Origin of the sequence: Acinetobacter sp. AOR01_HL, assembly GCF_027855455.1 — a bacterium.
Taxonomy (GTDB): Bacteria; Pseudomonadota; Gammaproteobacteria; order Pseudomonadales; family Moraxellaceae; genus Acinetobacter; species Acinetobacter baumannii.
In genome coordinates, this window is record NZ_JAKTIM010000015.1 from 12,976 (window position 1) to 35,120 (window position 22,145).

The following is a 22,145-nucleotide window of genomic DNA, read 5'->3' on the forward strand; positions in this document are numbered from 1 at the left end:
CATTTAGGTTTTTTAAGGAGGCATAAGCTCCTTAAAATCAATTTAGTTTGTAATTAATATTTTTTAAAAATAAATCAACAGCGTATTCAACCCAAGTACTAATTTCATCAGCTGAGATTAAATAATCAGGATGAGTCAAACATTTTAGGTGGGCATCACTTCTTAACAGTGATAAAAATATATTTGCTGCGACTTCCGAAGAAGACGTTAATTCAATTTCTCCTTGTTTAACCGACTTTTCAAGATAACCTGCAATAATATTTGCCAGACGTTGTGGTCCCACTTCAAAGAACTTTTCGGATAATTCCGGGAACCTTACAGCCTCTGCAATACAGACTCTAAAAAAAGCCAAACCTGAATGCGATAAGATAAAGCACAGATAAGTTTTCCCAATTTCGGTTAAGGCTGAACGTAAGTTTTTAGCTTTTGTCTCGACCGACATAATTTGTTTTTGCATGTTAGTACATTGGCGTTCAATGACCGCCGCAAACATTGCTTCTTTATTTTTAAAACAACCATACATGGTCGCTTTTGAAACGCCCGCTTCTTTTTGAATCATATCCGTCGTTGTTCCACTAAAACCATGGATCAGAAAAAACTTTGTTGCTGCATCCAGAATTTTTTGATCTTTCTCATTCGTTTTAGTGCAATCAGACATACAACCCTACAAACATATTTAGCAATTTCATTCTTAGTGTAACTCATCGAAAAGTTCAAAATCGAGAATTGACGTAAATTTAATAAGATAGTAGAGTACCGATCGGTACAGTTGAGCTTAATCACCGCTATAAGCATTAAGCTCATTTTAAAATTTAAGGTAAAAGATGAATATACGACCACTCATCGGTTTGGCAGGTGCAATTTTTGCAGCCATGACTGTCGAATTTAATAACCGAATTAGCAGCATTACCTTGGTCGATATTCGCGGTGAGATGGGTATTAGTGTCGACTCTGGTTATTGGGTCAGCAGTATTTATGCCAGTGCCATGATTATTGGGATGATCCTGTCCACCAGTTGGGCGGTTATTTTTTCCATGCGTCGGGTTCTTCTTTTTGCGATAGGACTTTGCCTCTTCTCTAGCGTTTTAATTCCTTTTAGCCCAAATATCGAAATATTTTATTTATTACGGGGCTTACAAGGACTCGCCAATGGTTTAACTATTCCTTTATTAATGGCATGTGCACTTAGATTCCTAGGACCTGAAATTCGTCTATGGGGCTTGGCCTGCTATGCATTAACAGCAACTTTTTTCCCAAACTTAAGCGCTGCGCTTGCTGCCTTTTATTTAGATGTGATTGGTTGGAAGATGATATTTTTCCAAACCATCCCTTTTTGTGCTTTAAGTGCTGCGTTAGTTTACTTCGGTATTCCGCAAGATCCATTAAATTACTCAAGAATAAAAACTTACGATTGGACTGGCGCGATTCTAGCCATTATTGGTTTGGCAAGCCTTAGTACCATGCTTTTGCATGGCAATCATTTGGACTGGTTCCATTCAAAATTGATTTGTGTTTTGGCTTTAATGAGTGCCATTACCCTCCCTTTATTTTTAATACATGAATGGCGCTATCCAACACCATTAATTAAACCGCAAATGCTCGAAATACGAAATTTTGGTTATGCTGTTATTGCGTTGTTCTGCTTTGTGGTTATTGGTATGTCAACCAGTACATTACCCCTTAATTACTTAAGCGCTGTGCATGGTTATAAGCCCACTCAAACCATGTGGATTGGCTTACAAATTGCCGCATTACAATTTATCTATATCCCGATTGTTATTAAAGTTTTGAACCAAGCTTGGGTTGATAGCCGATATGTACATGGGTTTGGTTTACTTTTGGTTATGGTTGGCTGCTTAGGTGCAAGTCAGCTTGATACGACTTGGAACCAAGACCAATTCTATTTTTGGCATGCAATCTCATGTTTAGGACAAACCTGTGTAGTGCTTTCGCTCCTCATGATGGGTACAAATAGTGTCCACCCAACTATGGCAATCTATGCTTCACCTATGATTAACACCCCGCGTGCTATTAGCGGCGTACTTGGTGTGTGCCTTTTGGACTGGGTCAATCGAGTACGTGGTGAATACCATTCAACACGGCTGATTGAAAATACCGCACAACATGTTTTTCAAAATATTCAAGGTCCTGTTATTAATCCTCTTACCCCGCCTGTGCTGAGTGCAGATGGTACCGAACGTGTTTCCGGTGGTTTATCTGCCTTAAATTCTTCGATTCAGGCACAGCAATCAGTTTTAGTCATTAGTGATCAATATCTGATTTTAGCGGGACTTACTGCAATTTTATTTATCGTTATGCTGATTTTGCCAGTTAGAACTTATCCACCACGCATTGCTCTCATTAAGTTAATGAATAGTCATAACTCAGGAAAATCTTTATGAGTACTCTCGAAGCCCAAGATCACTCCATGACCGAGTCACCCAAGTTAACAAAGATGCAATATCTTAAGAAACACTGGGTTATGGTTATTGCATTTATTATCGTTCTAATTTCCATTTTATGGATTTTAAAAGTTATATTTTTACCTTCTTCCATTGTTAAAACTGACGATGCGCGGGTAGATGTCGAGTATTCAACTATTGCGCCAAAAGTGTCAGGTAATATTGAAGAAATTTATATTAAAGATCACCAGACCGTAAAAAAAGGCCAGCTTTTGGCACGGATTGATGCACGTGATTATCAGGCGGCTTTAGCTGAAGCTGAATCTAATTATGCCAAAGCACAAGCTGACTTAAATGAAGCAATGCTGGCAGTAGAAAGACAACCAACTGTTATTCGAGAAACAGAGGCCCAGCTTAGAAAAGTAGAAGCCGGCATTAAACTCACCAAAGATAATACCGCACGCTATGAGCAATTACAGGCACTTGGTGCTGAGTCTAGATTGATTACACAACAGTCAAAAACCACACTAACCGAGCAATATGCCGACTTGGACAGTAGTAAAGAAAAAGTTATTGATGCACAGTATCAGCTCAACCAATATAAGATTCAGGTTCAAGCTAAACAAGCGGCTTTGAAACAAGCCCAAGCTGCGCTTGATAAAGCAAAACTGAATCTGAGCTATACAGAAATTCGAGCGCCTATTGATGGCATGATTGGGCAGAAGTCTGCAAATGTGGGCAACTTTGTTGGCGCAGGTAATCCACTCATGGTGGTTGTGCCTTTAGATCAAGTGTATGTAGAAGCAAACTTCCGTGAAATTGAGCTAAAACGAATTAAAATCGGCCAGCCTGTCACTGTTTATGTCGATGCTTATAACGTTGAGTTAAAAGGTGTGGTAGATAGTTTTTCACCATCGACTGGTGCATTCTTCTCGCCAATTTCAGCAACAAATGCGACGGGTAACTTTACTAAAATTGTTCAGCGTTTACCTTTACGCATCAAACTCCTTGAGAACCAACCTGATATTAAATTGTTGCGTCCTGGTCTATCTGTTGTGGTTTCTGTGGATACGACCAAATAAACGGAATCAACTGAGCACTTCAAACTTTAAATGAGCCTCATTGTTAGTCTTACTCCTAATGAGGCCTCATCAAATTCAATATTAAATTAAGCCCGTATTTTACCCTTCTACCTTTTTATCCTTACTACTTGAATAGATAAAATATAAAGCAATTCCTAAGCAAATTAGCGCCCCTAATCGATACGGTGAGAAAGGAAGCGTTTCATTGCCGAACCAGCCACAGTTATCAATCAAGATACTCATCAAAAGTTGCCCAAAAATCACAGCCACCGTAGCAACTGCAGCCCCAATTCTTTGTACAGCCAGTACCATAATGACAATATAAGGTACGCCACACATGGCACCTAATAACTGCCATTTAGGAACATCTAATAGAGTTAAGGCTTGTTTAGGTTCAAAATAAAAAATAAGGAGAGCCGTAATTAGAGCACCGACTGAGAAAGTCAAAAAAGCACTACGAAATACACCAACCTTCGCTCCAAGTTGACCATTAATTGCGGCCTGTACACTCAGCAAAGCACCGCCAATGACGGCGAGAAGAATCATTAAAATTGTCATGGCTGTCTCCTACGCTTTTGACACAAGTACAAGTGCGACAACAATAAAGATGAGTGCCACTACCCGTTTACGGTCTACTTTTCGATGTGGAGTCCCCAGTAAACCATAGTGGTCGATAATCAGACTTTTAGATACCTGTCCCGCTAAAATGCCAATCATGGTCATTGCAATGCCAATAATTGGAGTAGTAATGGTCAAAATAATGATGTAAGCCGGACCTAAAACGCCACCGAGTAATTGCCAAGATGGAAGTGTAAAAAATGAAGGGCTATTGCGTGGGCTAAAAAACAACATGAGTAAAAAAGTAAGTGCTGCACCCACACCAAAAATACTAAACGTGGCCCACAACTCACCTACTTCCTTTCCTAACGGCCCTAAAAGCCCAGCTTCGACCGATAGCCCCATTCCTCCTAAAATGGTTAGGAGTAGTAATAGAATTTGCATCTACATTGCCTCATCTGTATCTAGGCAACGAATACTAAGGTAGCCAATTTATCAGAAAAACAGCATAATTCATGAATCACTTTTGCAGAAATTGCACAAATGGATTTAACAAATTCGATTGATATCCGCACGCTTCGCTTCTTTATTAGTGTTTACAATGCTCAAAACTTCTCGAATGTAGCGCGTAAAGAAGACGTATCTGCATCTATGATTTCTCGAACCATCCAACAACTTGAAGATGCGTTGGGACAGCAACTTTTCTACCGTAATACGCGAGCAATCACACCGACCGAATCGGGCAAATTATTTTTTGAATATGCAAAAAGAATTACCGAACAATTTGATGAAGCACAAAAGGCATTACAAGATAAAACTATAGAGCCATCGGGACTCGTCCGCATTAATGCTCCTGTATTTTTTGGTCAACGGCATATTGCGCCGTGGTTGGCGGGTTTATCAGAACGTTATCCAAGACTTTTAATAGAATTGATTCAAACCGACGAATTTATAGATCCATTACGCGAAAGCACCGATTTAATATTTCGCATTGGAACGCTAACTGATTCATCATTTCATGCACGTATTTTTGCTACACAAAATTATCATTTGGCCGCCTCTCCTCAGTATGTTGCCGAATATGGTGTTCTTGATCAGCCTAAAGATCTCAATCGGCACAAATGCCTAGTCTATAAAGGTTTTGAAGGTCCGAACCGCTGGTTAGTGAGAAAGCCTGCTGAAGAATGGATACATTACCCCCTTACCCCCGTACTTTCTTCAAACAATGCCGAGAGTTTAATGACAGCCGCGCTTCATGGTATGGGGATTGTTTTATTTCCTGATTGGTTGATTGGGGAAGCTTTAAAACAAGGTCATTTAATCAAGCTTTTACCTGAATATGAAGTCGCGATTAAATCCCAGCCACAACATATTGCAGCCATTTATCCAAATGTTCGTCATCCACCACTTAATATTAGAGCAGTGATCGATTATTTTGCAGAAATCTATGGAGACACACCGTATTGGCAGAATTAGCTTTCTTATCAATGCCAGCAAAGTATTCCAGTATCGACATACTTTGCTGGTGCTTCATCAGAGATGAAAATAAGACTAAAAACTTGAAATAAATAAGAATTTAATTTGCACTCAAACTTAAATTATCCACTTGTTCTGATTTTTCTTTTTTAATGAGATAACCCAATATGATTTGCAAAATCACGCCAATAAACGCACAACATGACATTAAGAGAAAACACCAGATATACCCCTGATGACTATGCCAGCCACCAAAGCTCGTAAGCAAATATCCCATAATAATCGGTGCGACTGCCCCACCTACATACTGAGCAACTGTAATTAAACTATTTGCAGTTCCAATTGCTCCGGCTGGCGCATAATCTGATGCTGTCGCATAGAAAATAGGCCAAATTGCGTTGGCAGATAGACCAAAAAACAGTTGTATTGCAATGACGGAAACCACGCCTGAGGTTAAACAAAAACTTGCAATGCTGACCGCCATCCAACAACCACATAAAATCAATGTGAGTCGTCTGCCAATCTTATCGGACAAAGTCGGCCAAATAATTTGCCCCATCATGCCGGTAATTGTAAATACAGCGCTTAAGCCAGCCGATTTCGCCAGATCTAACCCGACAATATTGTATAAAAATGCAGGAAAGATAGTTAAAAAACCAATATAAACCACATGGGTAATTAAAGTACTGGCTGCGGTAAACACAATTCCCCGAGAACTTAGAGTTTGTTTTAAACGTTCCCATGTACTATGCGTACTTGTTTTTTCTTCTCCTTCATCGTGCACAAAATCTGTTGGTGGTGTGAATTGATTATCTACACAAGATTGGTGAAACTCTGAATAACGTTTACGGGTCGAATAAATCGCCCAAAAAGTTAATGCCGGTACAGCAAATATAATTCCAAGAAAAAAGGCATAGCGCCAGTTTTGTGGACCAAAATAAGTAATGATGGTGGCCATTGCAACACCGCTAAGTAGCGCTCCAACCGGATAACCTGAGTGATGAGCACCTATGGCAAAACCGCGATGTTCCTTAGGCCACCATTCTGCGGTATTACTCACCCCAACTGGCTCTGCCACCCCACAACCCAAAGAAACCATAATACGTAGGGTTACAAACTTATAGAAACTTGAACTTAAAGATGTAATGCCTGAAAGCAACGAAATAAAAGTAAATCCAATTACTAAAGGCCACTGAAAAATTCCTCGCTTCCAACCGGACGCATGTTTATCACTTAAAGCAGCAACCGGAATACTAAGAACAGCCAAAGAAAGTGTAATTGCAGCTATGGTGTATCCCCATTGCGTTGGAGATAAATTAAATTCATTACAAATCATATTGGCTGCGCGAAAAATCAACTCTCGGTCGTATGCAACAACCACCCAGATAATCCAGCAAATCACTAATGATACCCAAGAGTGGCGATGAACTTTTTTTAGGCTCATTTCTAATTCCTTTTTAATTAAAATGCATCCACATGCTTTTACGTATAACGCTATGTCATTTGTCCACTCTTAAACTATCAAGTCGATTTAGAATTACTAATGATATTTCTACACCACGTAATAACTTATATTTATCAAATTTAGTTTTAGCTATTTATCTCCATACATTTTTAATTCACAGGACTAATAACAATCCTTTATTAGGTAAAGAAAAATTTTCATTGGTTTTTATATTTAGCTTTCATTAATTTAGTTTCATCGATGAATGACTGAATAAAAGGACTAAAAAAGGAATTATGGAAATTAAAGTACTGGTAGATGTAAAAACAAAACTTGGAGAATGCCCAACTTGGGATGCTGTTCGCCAACGCCTATTTTGGGTAGATATTGTTGATGGACGATTATTCTGTTGTGATGAATTCGGTGGAAATATACGGGCGTGGGAAGTTCATAAAAAAATAGGGTCTTTTGCTTTACAAGAAAATTATAACGGCGCGATCGTTGCGCTCGAAGACGGGTTATATCAACTCGACTTTGAAACAGGCAACTTAAAATTTATTTGCAACCCTGAACCAGACCTACCCCAAAATAGATTAAATGATGGTCGTGTTGATCGGCAAGGTCGATTCGTTTTTGGTTCTATGAACCGCCTTGAAGATGGGAATACCGCGTCTCTCTATCGATTAGATGCAGATTATAAAATAGAAAAATTAGAAAATAATATTAATACTTCAAATAGTATTTGCTGGAGTCCTGATGGTACCAAGCTCTATTTTGCAGACACATGGCAAGGTGAAATCTGGTCTTATGATTATGATCTTGAAACAGGCCAAATCTCAAATAAAACCATTTTTTGTAAGATAGATACATCAGACGGTGGTTCAGCAGATGGCTCGACAGTAGATCGTGAAGGTTATTTATGGAATGCAAAAGTATATTCGGGTCAGTTAGTACGTTATCGACCTGATGGAAAAATCGATCGTATTATTGAAATGCCTGTAAAAAAAATTACCAGTGCAGTTTTTGGCGGAAAAAATCTTGATGTCTTGTTTGTTACATCTATGTCACAACCGCCTCTTCCGAGGTTCCCTGATGACAACCAATTGCGAGGCAGTGTTTTTGCCATTTATGGGCTAGGCATTCAAGGAATAGCCGATGCTCGATTTATGGGGTAATGACTCACTTCCTACAAGAAATGCTTAACTATAAAAGATAGTGAACCAGCTCTGCAGCTCAATAAGGAAATCTTTATTAAGCTGCATAAAGAATTAATTAATTGTTATTTCATAATGAAAATTATCGGCCAAACCATAAGACTCACGGTATTCGACCGCGACACCTTCAAGATTTTTTGCAATACGGCATACCTTCACTAAAGGGTCTTCAAGGTGATTATTTAAATAGCTATCTTTGATATTTTTCTCAAAAGTTAACCGTTCTGTTGCAGAAGAAACAAATTGACCGCAATGCTGATAATAAAAAGGATAAAGTAAGTTACCAAACTCAGCGATTGGAATTTCTTCAAGATTTTTAAATAAGCGTTCAGGTAGCCAGATTCTCTCACTTAATACAACGACATCTTCATGCTTACGGACACGCTCGATATAAAGCAACTTGTCAGTGTGCCCAAGCCCTAACTCGGCGTTTACTTCCGGTATTGCATCACACACTTCTACTTTTTTGATTTGTCCTTGTGGCTGAATGAACTCGCCTTTTTTATTACGTAATCTAAAAAAACGAATAAGCGAATTTTCAAAATTAGGTTGTTTGAGGAAAGTTCCTTTTCCTTGCTGTTTAACTAATAAGCCATCTTCAACCAGCCCTTCAACCGCTTTTCTAACGGTTCCTACCGATACGCTATACATTTGCGCAAGCTCTTGTTCACTTGGAATAGGCTCTTCGACTGTCCATTTTGACTGGATCAGTAGTTTTTGAAGTTCCCAACGGACCTTTTCATATCTTGGCAATTTAAAATTTTTAAATGCAGTCTCATCAAGCATTTGCGTTAAACATTATGAAATCGATTTGACAATATTAGCATAGTTCTGTGTAATACAAAAAACCAAACATATATATGTTTAGATGTTTATATATTTATCAAGAAAGATAATATGACTGCATTGATGCTGATGGCTTTAGCCGTATCGATAGGTTTAGGTTATAAAACGAAAATTAATATCGGATTTTTTACGATAGCGTTTGCCTACCTGATTGGTTGCTTTGGCATGGGTCTTAAACCTTCCGAAGTTATTGAATTATGGCCTGTCAAAATTTTCTTTATTATTTTATCCGTCACTTTGTTTTATAACTTTGCTTTGGCAAATGGTGCTTTAGAGAAGCTTGCCAGCCATCTTTTATATAAATGCCGTAAGTTTCCTCAGTTTTTACCTTTAGCGATTTTTTTTGCAGCAACCATTATTGCTGGCCTAGGTGCTGGTTTTTATACAGTACTTGCCTTTATGGCACCCATTACACTGCTGCTGTGTAAAAAAACTAATATGAATATGATTATTGGTGGGATGGCTGCAAATTACGGCGCTTTAGCTGGCGCAAATTTTATGACATCGCAAAGTGGCATTATTTTCCGAAGCTTAATGGAAAATACTGGCATTAGCTCACAAACAGCTTTTTCATATAGCAGTGGAATTTTTGTCTTAACTTTAATTATTCCAATTGCGGTGTTGGGAATTTATACCCTTTGGAATAGAAAAAGTAATTCGATTGTAATTGAAGATCAAAAGCCTGAGCCATTCGACAAAAAACAGAAACAATCCATCTTCCTTATTATTTTAATGATGTCGATTGTTTTAGTTTTTCCAATCTTGCATCTTGTTTTTCCCGATGTAAAAACGATTAGCTTTTTAAACTCCAAAATTGATATTGCCTTCCTTGCGTTTACCTTCTCGCTCATTAGTTTACTTATGAAACTTGCGGATGAGAAAAAGGTCATTGCACTTGTGCCTTGGGGAACACTGATCATGATTTGCGGTGTGGGTATGCTCATCGCATTAGGGGTGAAACTTGGCATTATTACTACCCTATCTGAATGGTTAGCAAACAATGTTCCTGTGTGGGTCATTCCAGTACTTTTATGTCTGATCAGTGCCATTATGTCTGTATTTTCAAGCACTCTAGGCGTGGTTGCTCCTACCTTATTTCCAATTGTTCCAGCGCTTGCACTTACCTCTGGCCTAAACCCACTAGTGCTGTTCATTTGTATTGTGGTTGGCGCTCAGTCTACAGCGATTTCTCCTTTCTCGTCTGGCGGTAGCCTCATTATGGCTTCAGCACCAGCAGACATCGACAAAACCAAATTCTTTAATCAACTGTTATTTAAAGCAATTCCTGTAGGAGTCATTGCCGCTTTAATCGCTATTTTCGCTTTAAAATTTGTAATGTGAGATGAAAATGAACTGTATAGATACACATGCACATGTTTTTTCGACACAGGACCACAGTATCGAAACAGCACGTTATGCACCTGATTATGAGGCAACTGTACAAAGTTTTATCTCTCATCTTGATGAACACAATTTCACGCATGGTGTTTTGGTTCAACCCAGCTTTTTGGGTACCAATAACCAAGCGATGTTAAACGCAATTCAGCAATACCCTGACCGTTTAAAAGGGATCGCCGTTGTTCAACATACGACGACTTTTAATGAGCTAGTGAATCTCAAGGCACAAGGCATCGTTGGTGTTCGCTTAAATCTATTCGGTCTTAACCCTCCTGCGCTAAATACGCCTGACTGGCAAAAATTTTTAAGAAATGTGGAAAGCCTCAACTGGCAAGTTGAATTGCACGCACCGCCGAAATATCTGGTTCAGCTTTTAACACAATTGGGTGACTATAGTTTTGATGTCGTAATTGACCATTTTGGCCGAGTTGACCCTGTTAAGGGAATTGAAGATCCAGATTATCAGAAGTTTTTAAACTTACTTAACGTAAAACAGCACTGGATTAAAGTGTCCGGTTTCTACCGTTTAGGCACTACTCCAAACAACATAAATACGGCACAACAGGCCTATAACATTTTTAAAGAAAAAGGCTTTTTACACAAACTCATTTGGGGAAGTGATTGGCCACATACCCAACATGAATCCTTAATAACTTATGAAGATGCGATTAAAGCTTTTAAACAGATTGTGTTTGATAAACACGAGCAATGTTTAATTTTAAATCAGAACCCTACCGAGCTGTTTGGTTTCTCACGTACATAAGGAGTATGTATGAAAAATGATATATCTATATCGGAAGTAGAAAAGTCAACGATCCGTAAACTTTCTTTTCGTATTCTTCCTTTCCTCATTCTTTGTTATTTCATCGCATATATTGATCGGGTGAATATTGGTTTCGCCGCTTTAACCATGAACCAAGAAATTGGTTTAACTGCTACTGCCTTTGGTTTTGGTGCGACATTATTTTTTATTGCATATGTCATATTTGAAATTCCAAGTAACATGGCTATGGAAAAGCTAGGTGCACGTATCTGGATTGCCAGAATCATGATTACTTGGGGCATTGTCGGTTGCTGTACTGCCTTCATTACTGGCCCTATTTCATATGCAATTTCACGCTTTTTACTTGGTGCTGCCGAAGCCGGATTTTTCCCAGGCGTATTACTGTATTTAACACTATGGTTCCCTAAACGATATATGGCTCGAATTGTTGCCGTATTTATGGTTGCGATTCCTTTATCTAACTTTATTGGTTCACCATTATCTGCCTTATTGTTAGGCTTGCATGGTTTACTGGGTTTAAGTGGATGGCAAGTGCTTTTAATTCTTGAAGCATTACCTGCAATCCTTCTTGGTTTGTTATGCCTTGTATGGCTGCCGAATACCGCGAACAATGTGAAATGGTTAAATCAAGAAGAAAAGGACTGGTTATCAAGCACTTTAACTTTTGAAAAAAATCAATTGTTGAACTCTGAAAAACAAGACAGTGCCGAACAGAAAAAGAGTAAGTTCAAGCTGCTGATTACCAATAAATATCTATGGTTCTTTGCAATTATTTATGCAGGAAGTTCAGCAACCAGCAATATTTTATCGTTATGGATGCCTCAAATTTTAAAAGCCTTCCATTTAACTGCTATGCAGACGGGTCTTTTAAATATGATTCCGTTTGGTTTAGCTGCCGCTTTCATGATTGTTTGGGGCGTACATGCCGATAAAAGTGGTAATAAGAGTCTCAACACAGCTATTCCGTTATTTGTGACCAGTTTTGGTTTGCTCCTTACTATTTTTACCTCGTCTTTAACTTTGAGCTTACTTTTATTCTCACTCGTTTTGATGGGTAACTATGCCATTAAAGGTCCTTTCTGGGCATTGGTTTCTGAGCGCTTACCACCTACTTTAGTGGCTGTAGGTATTGCAGCGGTGAATACGATTGCGCATATTGGTACTGGGCTTATGAACTCTATTATGGGTATTGTAAAAGATTATTCGGGAAGCTTCCCTATTTCTCTTTTACCGTTATGTATGCTTACATTTACGGGTGCCATGATTGCGTTGTATTTGGGAAGAAAACCGACATTGCCAAAAGCGCAAAAGGTTCAAAAGTTGGTTTAGGTTTTAGAAATAAAAGATTTAATTAAAAGAGACCATTAATGGTCTCTTTTTAATTTATAAGGAACTTAAATTCCCTTACTTAAAAACACACTCAATTAGAGGGCCTGCTCAAAGCTACTTAAGTAAATTTACAATATTGGACCACCCCATCTTATGGGCCAAATCTAAAGGAATCATTAATTGTTTATTCCTTACTAACTTATTAACATTCAATCTTAAGAGTTCTTGAACAAATAAATAATTACCCGCTATAACTTCACGATGTAATAATTGATTACCACTTTCATCTTTTTCAGTAATGATTGTAGGGTCTGTATTTATAATATTTATGAACTGTTCCAAAATACTCCTACACATAGGATGTTCTTCTAGATTTTCGGGACAATTTTTTTGGTCATAAACTAGAAGAATTTCATCAGGATTACCAAAATCAATCCCCCATGCCTCATCATATTCTTTACGTCCTGATGCATTTAAAGTCTTACGATATTCTTGAATCGTAAACGCACCATGAACAGTGCCATTAGATAAAAACATCCAATCAACTATAGACTCAAATTGAAGCCTTACAGTTTCACCAGCTTGCACATTATCAATAATATAAGGTTCATTTAACAAAATTCCTGTAATTGTACTCCCATCAAAATCAACTTGATCAATCCACATATACTCAATTAAAGGTTCATTTTTATCTTCAAGGTTTTCTTGGATAAATGCACACTTCACATAAGCCAGCTCTAGAGCAGGAACAATTCGTCGAGATTCCCAATAAAGTTCACGCCAAAAATATTTAAATGTACCTATAGCATTCTCAAAAGCTAGAATCATTTCTGGAGATTCATTCTTATATAATTTATTCATATTGCACTTAATTAATATTAAACTCAACTATATTAACATCATGATAAATTTAAAGATCTTAAAATTTATCATGAGGTTAATTTTCAAAAAATAAAAAGATCAAGACTAAATAAAAGAAAGCTTCTTGAACCGTAAGAAGTTCTTTAAATTATAAATCGTCTTTTAAAAAGCCCACCGAAGTGGGTTCAATTGCAATCTGTAAAAGTGGTTAATTACATTTAATCGTCTTATTGAAAGTCTTAAAGGTGCCTGTTGTAATTACTTGAGCTGTATAAATCTGTTGGCTATGAGTTTGATGGTTATTATTTATTTCACTAAAACCTTTTCCAGCACAAACGGTTTCAGCCTTTTTGTTTACTTTGTTTTCCATTGCTTCATTAGAACCTAAAATATTAGAGGTGGTTTGAATCATATAATTTCCATTTTCAAGTTTGGTAGCTTGAGCTGGAAACATTTGTGCGCAACCTGTCAAAGAAAGAGAAGATGTTGCAAGAAGAGTTAGCATAAGATATTTATTCATAACTTCTTAGTTCATTGAATTAAAAAACAAAATATATTTTTAAATTTTAACAGTCAACAATAAAATAAATAAACATCACTACAATAAAAAAGCCCATCTTCCGATGAGCTTTTTATTTAATTAAGATTATCAAATGCATTAGGCTTTAAATTCTGCTAATACAAAGTTTTTTACTATTTCATCAAAATTAGATTTCAGAAGAGTTGGCTTGCTATCTTTTATAGTTTTATACCAATAACTCGCTGCAACTCCCATACTAATCAAAGCTAACAATTTCATTGCTCACCTCACTTATTGGGAAGAGTGGACTTCAACTTAACATCCGCGTTTGTAGCGTTCCAACTTGTTTTAGAGAGGTTTCTGTATATTTTTTAAGCAATGTGTAATAAAAAAAGCCCACATCTTTGTGAGTTTTCTTTAACGACAATAATAATTAATAGTCAATAAATTCATGTAAAGCGTTAATAAAATGTACAATATTATTTATTTAAAAAATATCGCAAAATACACTAAAAACTTGAAATGAGTCTCATTTTGCCATTGCTGCCTCTTATATCATTTATCAAAATAAAGATATTTCAAATATTAATAATTTTTAGATATGGCAAATCAACTAAGTGGCTTTTTAGAAATTTTAGATAGTCTCGGTTTACCTGAAGACATAAAGAAAAATCTTATAATCATATTTACAATTATTGTAGTTATTTCAATGCTTCTTTCCGTTTTAGAGAAGTTAGGTATTATTAAGCTTTTTTCACTATTTTTTTCTAAAATTTATTCTAACCAAAATCCAACTGCAGAAGATATTAAAGTTTTGAATGAACTAATAAACTTTGAAAATTTAGATTTAACGCAAACCAAGAATAAACCCTACGCTTTGCAAGCTAATTTACTTAAAGAATTGGCTCTTTTAAACAGTTATTTCAAGACTAATTTATCAGATATTTTTATTTTAAGATTTTTATTTACACGTGAAGACCCTAAACGAGCCAAAAGGCTTTATTCTCCAAAACTTGATAAATATATCGAAAAATCAGGAGACAGATATATTCTTAAAAAAAAGATAAATTTCTGGGTAGTATGGATTCCCTTTTGTTTATGGTTTGCCATTCATATTTATATTGCCTATTTTTTATTAAACATATTATTTAGATCAAGAGAATTTAAAGAGAGTGAACCTATTGCTTTATTATATTATGTCGGCATCGTTATAGCCCTTTTTACAATCGCAGGGGTAACAAGTTTTCTTCTTCGGCCTTGGCAAGCCAAAGTTTTTACCCAACTTAAAAGTAGTCATCCAAAATTAATTTTGCAAAGAAAAATACATAGAAAGTAGATAACTAACTAAGGAGTTAATAAATTGAAACCAGCTATTGTTATCGGCAACATGACTGACCACGGTGGAGTAGTCACTACAGGAGATAGTGCATATTTAATAGATGGTAAAGCCGCTCATGTCGAGGGCATGACTCATTTTTGTCCTAAATGTAAAGTTACTGTCACAGCTCTCTCAAGTAGCCCTCTTGTGGTTATTAATGGTCGAGCCATAATTGTCGCTGGTGATAAAGCTAGCTGTGGCGCAACTTTCTTACCAAGTCAAAGTCTATGGGTACGTGATCAGGGCAGTTCCAGTGGTTCTGGAAACTCTAAAACAAACGATAGTTTTGTTCAAAATACAGAAAAAGAAAACAGTGTAATTTTTCAATTCAAAGACCCAAATACTGGTAAACCCCTAATAGATTTTCCATACGAATTAACGCTTCCATCTGGTGAAAAAATTCAAGGTAAAACAAATAATGCTGGAAAGACTGAACTGGCAGTTACTGGCGCTAAACCTGAACAAGTCAAAATCGAAACCTTAGATCTTTCAGAACCAATGCCACCTTTGGAGTAAGAATTATGGGTAACAAACCAATTACTAAAAATATTCCCCCTAATAGCAAAGCTTGGGATGGTTATCCCTCTAAAGTTGAAAGCTGTAATGTACCGAAACCATTTTGCTATTTACAACTTGATCGCCCACTTGCAATGCCTTACACCTTTATGATGTCTGCACAACAGTGGGAATATGTAGAAAAAAGAAATAAGTTAGAATTTTTATTAGCTGTTAGATTTGGCATGGAATACGATATTGCTAAATTAAATGAGGATGTTTTGATCTCTACAGGTTTCCATACGGGCATGTATGTTAAGTTTCAAAACTATTTAAGGAAACACTATCAAAAAGATGCTGTTGTATTAATGGGTGTTTTTCAAAGTAATGCTTTTACCACAAGATTTGGTACAACTTTTGCGATTGAAGATTTAGTAGGCCTAAAAGGTGCTATCGATGATTTGAGGATAGACGATATCATGACTGGGGCACATATGATTTCACGAAGAAATGGTGCTACACAAATTAATAGAAAGATGTATCGACAAAACTTTAACCAAGACTACAATCCAACTATGTTAAAAACCTTAGCTGCTCAAGGATTGTATCCTGATGAAATCGAAGGAATCTTCTAGAATGAAGAAATATTTATTAATTTGCCTTTTACCTATTTTTGCTACTGCTTGTAGTGCTAAACCAGCCCCACAAGAAGAACTAGATATTCAAGCTACCTTTTTGCCTACTGTCTTCAATCTTGATGCTGGTACTTATGCTTTAGCTCCAAAAGAAGCTCCTACAGCTTTAACTAAACAATTGTATGATGATGCATTATTTAAGCTTGGTTTATTAAAAAGATATGATGACCAAGCAAGTGCAGAGTCCAAACTTGAAAAGTCTGTGAGACCTGTTGCTTTAAATACTTTATGTTTAATGAGTAAGTTTGTTAATAACCCAACTTATATAAAAGCTGTAAAGCATAGTATTGAGCAAGAGCCTGATTTAAATAAATGGCTCAAGGAACAACAACCAAAGTGGCAAGAAGCTTTGAAAAAAGAGGACAAGGAAATTTTTGATCATCCTTGTTTATAAATAATAGATTAAAATTAATTTTAAAATTTCGATTTTATCTATTTATCAATACATTACTACTACCATAGGTAGTAAAAAGAGACCGTCTTATTTGGTCTCTTTTCTTTTTAAGTATTAGAAACTAGGCCCCGTTTATTTAAATCAATTACAACTACTTTTATAGAGTCAATAATTGGCCATTGCGAGGCTATACCATACCAATAGTTTTGAAGAGTTTCTTCTAACTCATTTAGCCCAACTCTACTTCCATTTATAAACCATTTTTTACTAGTGTTCTGAGCAACTAATAAAAATATTCCACAACCAGAAGTAGCTTCACGTAAATAATCTCCTACTAATTGATTTCTTAGCCTTTCACACAAATCTGGTCCAGTCCAATTTCTATCCAAAATCTTTAACTCAATCGGTACTGGACTATTTATTCTCGGATTTTCTAATCTGATATCAGTGCGCTGGCTATTAGCAAGTTCATTTTCTTGAGATGTAGAATATTTATTTTGAGCTATTTTTCTTAATTCACTGGCAATAAGATTTCTCATTTCTGTTTCCTCTTCCACTCTTTGCCAAGTACGCCATGGGCTATCATCACCATTTTCCAGCCAATCCTTCAGCTCAAAAACTCTAAGCAAAGCTAAATTAAATAACTCTTTATGTGTTTTAGGTTTTATATTTCCAGAACTTTCAAATTGCAGCAGTTGCTCACTTTCCCATGGTTCTAAATCACCACATGATAGTGCAATGTTAGAAGCGGTTTTTAATAACCAATTTCGACGATTATGATCCGTAGTTTCTTTAGATAAATCTTTAATAGCATAATAGGTTTCTGAACATGGAATATCTTTTAAACATGAAAATAATAGATCTCTTGCATCTTGAGCATCATCTCTTAAGCCAGGTGAATAGACAATTAAGCTAGGTCTTAAAATATCCTCATCAGGTTTTATATATTCATGCATCAACGAGTAGAGACGTTTTAAATAGTGTACTTCTTCTAATTGATCAATTTTAGTTTTACCTTTAACTGAACCTTTTCTACCAGTTAAATTGCAGATAAACTCCTGCGCAGCGTAAGTTGCATCTTTAAATGGCAATTGTTTTAGCCATTTTTCCAAATTAATTATTCCATTTTCTGGCTCACTATCTACAAATAATGCAAACCACCAAGCTTTATCGCCTACTGAATCAGATAGCTCTATTCTCTGTTTAGATAATCTACTAAGGTCTTCTTTTAAAATATCTGATTTTAATATTATTTTTAATAGATAACTATTAGTTTGTTTATGTAGTAATTTATCCTTACTAATTAACCAATTAAATATTTTTGGAGCTATATCTACATATAACCAAGGTGCATGGTGGAATATCTTCTGAAGAATATGACTATGATTATGTTCAAGAGCTGGGTCAGATGTTTCAAGCTCCCAAACTACCTCTTTCATTACAGACTCACTGACGAGATCAGGAAAAAGCTTATAAAACTTTTCCAACCATGATGGGAAATCATTTAATTGCCAAGAAAGATATCTAAGCGCATGTTTAATTTCATAAAGATTTAAATTTAAAGGAAAACTTTCATTTTCATTTGATTCTATTTGTAAACCAGCTAAACCAAAAATCACAGTATAAGGAGTACTGTTTATTGGCAAACGTTCCTCTGAATGTAATTTAGGTTTAAAGATGCGCCAAAATTTTATAGCTGCATCACGATATGCGGAAGCAACTTGAAACCCGAATTCATTTATTAAAATTTCCCAATTTGAATAATCTTCACGATTTACTGAATCCTTACCGTAGATACATTCATTCATTAACCAATAGCAATCATTAGTTAATTCACCTTTTAAAAAATAAGATGAATTACTAAGTCGTTCAGGATTATTTTTTAATGATTTAATCCAATTTAATCTAGCCTTTGTATTTTTTAATTTTTCTTTTTCCTGTTTTAACCTTGTTTTCTTCATTTTTTCTTCATGTTTTTTTTGATTATCACTTATAATAGGATTGATAAGATTTTCTAAATGTATCGATAATGCTGGATAAATAGAACATATAATTTTAAATTTCTCTAGCATCCACTCAGGCTTATCATTTTGATGGTATATCATAAACGCCCTATTAAGAGCTATCAACTTATCATCCATTAATTCCTTAATATCTATAAAACCTAACAATCGTTCAAAATCATTTATATTAAATTTCCAAAAATGATCAAAGCAAGCAACTCTCCAATCATCAATAATTTTTTTTTGTTCATACTGCCGTACTAATGCTATAGAATGCCAATATAATTTATCATTTAATTCACTCCAATCAGGAACTAGTGATTTCAATTTATTTTGCTCATCTCTATAAGAATATTCACTATGATATTCTAATGCTGCTGAATTTATTAATAATTCGAGTGTACTATTTTCTAAGGCTAATTGACTTCGACTTTCAACTAAATTTTCAATTATTCGATATGCTGTTTTTAGCAGCCAAAAATATTTTTTTGAAATTTGGCACTCTTTTCTTTCATAAAAAGGTTCCGTATTTATTAGCTCAATAATACCAGCTAGCAATTTAGAATTTAATTGTTCATCACATTTTTTTACGAAGTTTTCTAGTTTCTCATTTAAACCAGTAAAATCATATTTTTTATAATCTGATGACATTTTTAATGAGAGGATAAGTAAGTCAACCATTTCTTTATCTGGTTCAATTCCTTCTACTAACTCTGCAATTAATTGTCTATTTAAAATTTCTTCATTTTTATTTAACTCTGTCCATAACTCAATTTTTTCTATTGTATTTGCACATGACATAATAGCCCTAATAGATATTCGTCTGGAATACATATCACGAGACTGATCTAGAGCTATAGGTTTCAATAATGGAATACACTTACTGAATTTTCCATGCCAAACTATTTCTGCTAGGAAGAAGATAACATCTTTATTGTTAAAATATTTTTCTATAAGAAATAAAACTTCTTCTTCAAAATCAGAACTGACAATTTTTGAAATTAAACCGTTATTTCTCATAGAACGATCATCTAAATTATAAGAAATTCTATTTATATATTCAGAAAAAAACTGTTTACGTACACTGAGAGATAATTGAGAGGGATCACCACTTTCAAAAGCTAGTTCTGGTTGAAACTTTATTACTTTTTGACAGATTTTTTCATCCAGTATAATCAACCATGGCAAGATAGGTCGGAGAGAAGGTGTTATTATTTTTTCTCCGAATTGTTCTTTAAAGAATAAGGCTTCTACCGCAAGTCTGTTATCTCCATTTAGCTGTTTCGAAAACCATTGAGCTGCTAAAAATTCACGTATATCTCTATGTCTAAACCTTACAGCGCCATAAATAATATCATTAAAAATACCAGACTCTAATAACCTACTTATTTCTTCACTGTTCCAATCTGGAAGGATTTGTTGACCATTTAAATTATCATTATTATGTGAAAATGGTGAAACACTAATATTAGCCTTACCAGTTAATATAACTGTAGCTGCGAGGCGCTCTGCACCAGCTAAAAGTTTTTCAAAAGTTATACGTACTGATTTTCTATCATCAGTATGAGAATCATTTAAGCGTTGGTTAATATTATATTTTATAATATCTAAACGAGATCCTAATTTTCCAATATCATTCCATTTTTTTATAATATTTTCTAAATCAAATGGTCTTTCAGCCAAAACTAATAAATCAAATTTTTTAATTTCTTCTATTAATTTATGAATATTTTTAACTTGTCTTATATTACAAAACCTTTCAATTTCTTCATAACCTAATGGAAACAAAATAACTACTTTAATTGAGTTTTCTCTATTATCATTTACCGTAAATTTATTATCACCTTTAAAAGAATTAGATATTATTAAATCCAGAAAATCTTCATCTTCTTCATATCGCCAGCTATATGGTCGACTAGAAATATAGATATGACATCTATGTGAAGCAGGTTGAATTTTTCTTGCAAATTTATTTATAGCATTTTTGAAATGCTCTTGGATCTTCTAAACGAGCTTCATCTACAGAATCTAGGAAAAACCAAGCTTTTTTTTCAGGAGATGTTAACCATTCTTCAAAACGCTCTTTATCTCCAACTTCAAATGATTCTATAAAATCGCTATCAATATCTTCTATTCTAATAAAAAAAGAAAATTTATCATCGTGTTCAAGTTTTTTCGCCTGCTGCTTAAATTCTTCTGTTTTTCCTGCTCCAGCTTCTGCCAAAACTACACATCTATTATATTTTTCTAATAAATCTTCCCACGTTAATAATCCAGCAGAATCCATACTTAATGAGTAATCACTATTTGTAACTTGAGAATTACTATTAGATGATAGTTGTGAGAATTTTCTATTAAGCTCAATATAACTCATAATATTCTTGGTTTTGTATCTAATAATCGGTACTATAAATTTATTTTTATCTTAAATCTATAATACCTTAATTTATCCTCCTACAAAAAAACCTCTCCACCACCATATCCCTCTCTTCCAAACAATTTGAGCTTAAAATCTGGAACATCAAGCCATCAATTAGGTTTAAAACCAAATTGGCATCGGGCTTTAATGCATGGGTTTCTAAACTAAAAATGAGATCAAAAATCTCATGAAGTAGCCATTTTCTATACTCAACCGCCATACGGTAAGCGCTCACATACATATGTTTAATTTCAAAAAAGGCTTTAAGCAAAAGGTAATACAGGCTATTAAAGTTAACATGTAAGTTTATAATTTCTTTGAGTTTGTCCTTTGAAGTGCGGTAACGACTTGAGTAAATAATGGCAAGTACTTCTTCTTTCAGCAGGCTTTTTTGAAAAGCGATGCACATTTCAATTAACCGTTCTTTTGAGTGAAAGTAATTATAAAAAGTCGCCTTGGTTATTTTGGCTTCTTTAATAATTAGGTCTACGCCCGTCGTGTGAAAACCGTAAGTAACAAATAGGCGTATGGCAGTATGAATAACCTGTAATTTTTTGGAAGAAGTTTTTAAATTTTGCATAGTTTTACCGTTATAAATTCTTGTTGTTTCTAAAAGAGATTAAAAAGCCTGTGCCTTTTCTGGGAGAAAAAAAGGCACAGCAAAGCCGTAAAGACTGTGCTTGGCACATCTCAAGTTTTATTGTTGCTAAGTTTTAGACGTAATGATTTAAAGCCTGAAAAGCCTATGGCTCATCAAACTGCTTTAAAATTTTAAGTTGTGTCGAGATAGATTTTGACAGTGACTGCCGATAATTTATGAATGTGCATAGCCAACTCCTTCTTTTGG

Annotated in this window: 22 protein-coding genes; 11 read left to right on the forward strand and 11 right to left on the reverse strand. The window is 35.2% G+C overall.

What is annotated here, in order from left to right; all coding sequences use genetic code 11:
* Positions 1–37: 37 nt before the first annotated feature.
* Positions 38–658 carry a TetR/AcrR family transcriptional regulator gene (locus MKL62_RS03220; RefSeq protein ID WP_001278393.1) on the reverse strand — a complete coding sequence of 207 codons (621 nt, stop codon included), beginning with the start codon at positions 656–658 and terminating at the stop codon, positions 38–40.
* A 166-nt stretch (positions 659–824) separates the two neighbouring features.
* Here MKL62_RS03220 and MKL62_RS03225 point away from each other — a divergent pair, with 166 nt between their 5' ends.
* Together MKL62_RS03225 and MKL62_RS03230 are read left to right on the forward strand one after the other, a co-directional pair.
* The gene (locus MKL62_RS03225) at positions 825–2,402 is read left to right on the forward strand and encodes an MFS transporter (RefSeq protein ID WP_005128610.1); all 1,578 of its coding nucleotides are present in this window, start codon (positions 825–827) and stop codon (positions 2,400–2,402) included.
* Positions 2,399–3,484 (forward strand): HlyD family secretion protein, encoded by a 1,086-nt coding sequence (locus tag MKL62_RS03230; RefSeq protein ID WP_005128609.1) that lies wholly within the window; start codon positions 2,399–2,401, stop codon positions 3,482–3,484. Before MKL62_RS03225 ends, MKL62_RS03230 begins: the two co-directional genes overlap by 4 nt.
* A 99-nt stretch (positions 3,485–3,583) precedes the next feature.
* On the opposite strand, the gene MKL62_RS03235 is transcribed toward MKL62_RS03230, so the two are convergent.
* On the reverse strand, positions 3,584–4,042 hold the full coding sequence (locus MKL62_RS03235; protein WP_270899750.1) for a DMT family transporter: 459 nt from the start codon (positions 4,040–4,042) through the stop codon (positions 3,584–3,586).
* A 9-nt stretch (positions 4,043–4,051) separates the two neighbouring features.
* Positions 4,052–4,486, reverse strand: a complete 435-nt coding sequence (locus tag MKL62_RS03240) for a DMT family transporter (RefSeq protein ID WP_005128606.1) — start codon at positions 4,484–4,486, stop codon at positions 4,052–4,054.
* A gap of 99 nt (positions 4,487–4,585) precedes the next feature.
* Between MKL62_RS03240 and MKL62_RS03245 the strand changes: the two genes are divergently transcribed.
* Complete coding sequence (locus MKL62_RS03245) at positions 4,586–5,518, forward strand: LysR family transcriptional regulator (protein WP_005128605.1); 933 nt, start codon at positions 4,586–4,588, stop codon at positions 5,516–5,518.
* A 100-nt stretch (positions 5,519–5,618) separates the two neighbouring features.
* On the opposite strand, the gene MKL62_RS03250 is transcribed toward MKL62_RS03245, so the two are convergent.
* Positions 5,619–6,962 (reverse strand): MFS transporter, encoded by a 1,344-nt coding sequence (locus tag MKL62_RS03250; RefSeq protein WP_000053789.1) that lies wholly within the window; start codon positions 6,960–6,962, stop codon positions 5,619–5,621.
* A 296-nt stretch (positions 6,963–7,258) separates the two neighbouring features.
* On the opposite strand from MKL62_RS03250, the gene MKL62_RS03255 reads away from it, so the two are divergent.
* Positions 7,259–8,137 carry an SMP-30/gluconolactonase/LRE family protein gene (locus MKL62_RS03255; RefSeq protein WP_005128604.1) on the forward strand — a complete coding sequence of 293 codons (879 nt, stop codon included), beginning with the start codon at positions 7,259–7,261 and terminating at the stop codon, positions 8,135–8,137.
* A 93-nt stretch (positions 8,138–8,230) separates the two neighbouring features.
* Here the strand turns inward: MKL62_RS03255 and MKL62_RS03260 are convergent, their stop codons facing one another.
* Complete coding sequence (locus MKL62_RS03260; RefSeq protein WP_000883494.1) at positions 8,231–8,962, reverse strand: GntR family transcriptional regulator; 732 nt, start codon at positions 8,960–8,962, stop codon at positions 8,231–8,233.
* A gap of 111 nt (positions 8,963–9,073) precedes the next feature.
* Here MKL62_RS03260 and MKL62_RS03265 point away from each other — a divergent pair, with 111 nt between their 5' ends.
* Genes MKL62_RS03265 through MKL62_RS03275 form a run of 3 tightly spaced genes read left to right on the forward strand, consistent with a single transcriptional unit; the run spans position 9,074 to position 12,533 of the window.
* Positions 9,074–10,363, forward strand: coding sequence for an SLC13 family permease (locus tag MKL62_RS03265; protein WP_005128603.1), 1,290 nt, complete (start codon positions 9,074–9,076; stop codon positions 10,361–10,363).
* A 7-nt stretch (positions 10,364–10,370) separates the two neighbouring features.
* Positions 10,371–11,183: an amidohydrolase family protein gene (locus tag MKL62_RS03270; protein WP_005128602.1), complete on the forward strand. Its 813-nt coding sequence runs from the start codon at positions 10,371–10,373 to the stop codon at positions 11,181–11,183.
* A gap of 9 nt (positions 11,184–11,192) precedes the next feature.
* The gene (locus MKL62_RS03275) at positions 11,193–12,533 is read left to right on the forward strand and encodes an MFS transporter (RefSeq protein ID WP_000786782.1); all 1,341 of its coding nucleotides are present in this window, start codon (positions 11,193–11,195) and stop codon (positions 12,531–12,533) included.
* A 114-nt stretch (positions 12,534–12,647) separates the two neighbouring features.
* Here the strand turns inward: MKL62_RS03275 and MKL62_RS03280 are convergent, their stop codons facing one another.
* From MKL62_RS03280 to MKL62_RS03290, 3 genes are all read right to left on the reverse strand, one after another.
* Positions 12,648–13,361 (reverse strand): YegJ family protein, encoded by a 714-nt coding sequence (locus MKL62_RS03280; protein WP_002068073.1) that lies wholly within the window; start codon positions 13,359–13,361, stop codon positions 12,648–12,650.
* A gap of 241 nt (positions 13,362–13,602) precedes the next feature.
* On the reverse strand, positions 13,603–13,914 hold the full coding sequence (locus MKL62_RS03285) for a hypothetical protein (RefSeq protein WP_001046233.1): 312 nt from the start codon (positions 13,912–13,914) through the stop codon (positions 13,603–13,605).
* 138 nt (positions 13,915–14,052) lie between these two features.
* Positions 14,053–14,193 carry a hypothetical protein gene (locus tag MKL62_RS03290; RefSeq protein ID WP_000770265.1) on the reverse strand — a complete coding sequence of 47 codons (141 nt, stop codon included), beginning with the start codon at positions 14,191–14,193 and terminating at the stop codon, positions 14,053–14,055.
* A 322-nt stretch (positions 14,194–14,515) separates the two neighbouring features.
* Here MKL62_RS03290 and MKL62_RS03295 point away from each other — a divergent pair, with 322 nt between their 5' ends.
* Genes MKL62_RS03295 through MKL62_RS03310 form a run of 4 tightly spaced genes read left to right on the forward strand, consistent with a single transcriptional unit; the run spans position 14,516 to position 16,876 of the window.
* Positions 14,516–15,250 (forward strand): hypothetical protein, encoded by a 735-nt coding sequence (locus tag MKL62_RS03295; RefSeq protein WP_005128598.1) that lies wholly within the window; start codon positions 14,516–14,518, stop codon positions 15,248–15,250.
* A 24-nt stretch (positions 15,251–15,274) separates the two neighbouring features.
* The gene (locus MKL62_RS03300) at positions 15,275–15,808 is read left to right on the forward strand and encodes a PAAR domain-containing protein (RefSeq protein ID WP_005128597.1); all 534 of its coding nucleotides are present in this window, start codon (positions 15,275–15,277) and stop codon (positions 15,806–15,808) included.
* Between the two features lie 5 nt (positions 15,809–15,813).
* Positions 15,814–16,422: a hypothetical protein gene (locus MKL62_RS03305; RefSeq protein WP_005128596.1), complete on the forward strand. Its 609-nt coding sequence runs from the start codon at positions 15,814–15,816 to the stop codon at positions 16,420–16,422.
* 1 nt (position 16,423) lies between these two features.
* Complete coding sequence (locus MKL62_RS03310) at positions 16,424–16,876, forward strand: putative periplasmic lipoprotein (protein ID WP_002068059.1); 453 nt, start codon at positions 16,424–16,426, stop codon at positions 16,874–16,876.
* A 107-nt stretch (positions 16,877–16,983) separates the two neighbouring features.
* On the opposite strand, the gene MKL62_RS03315 is transcribed toward MKL62_RS03310, so the two are convergent.
* From MKL62_RS03315 to MKL62_RS03325, 3 genes are all read right to left on the reverse strand, one after another.
* Positions 16,984–20,667 (reverse strand): NACHT domain-containing antiphage protein HyoA, encoded by a 3,684-nt coding sequence (locus MKL62_RS03315; RefSeq protein WP_223236531.1) that lies wholly within the window; start codon positions 20,665–20,667, stop codon positions 16,984–16,986.
* 181 nt (positions 20,668–20,848) lie between these two features.
* Positions 20,849–21,253, reverse strand: a complete 405-nt coding sequence (locus MKL62_RS03320; RefSeq protein ID WP_005128591.1) for a hypothetical protein — start codon at positions 21,251–21,253, stop codon at positions 20,849–20,851.
* 67 nt (positions 21,254–21,320) lie between these two features.
* The gene (locus MKL62_RS03325) at positions 21,321–21,878 is read right to left on the reverse strand and encodes a TetR/AcrR family transcriptional regulator (protein WP_005128590.1); all 558 of its coding nucleotides are present in this window, start codon (positions 21,876–21,878) and stop codon (positions 21,321–21,323) included.
* Positions 21,879–22,145 lie beyond the last annotated feature (267 nt).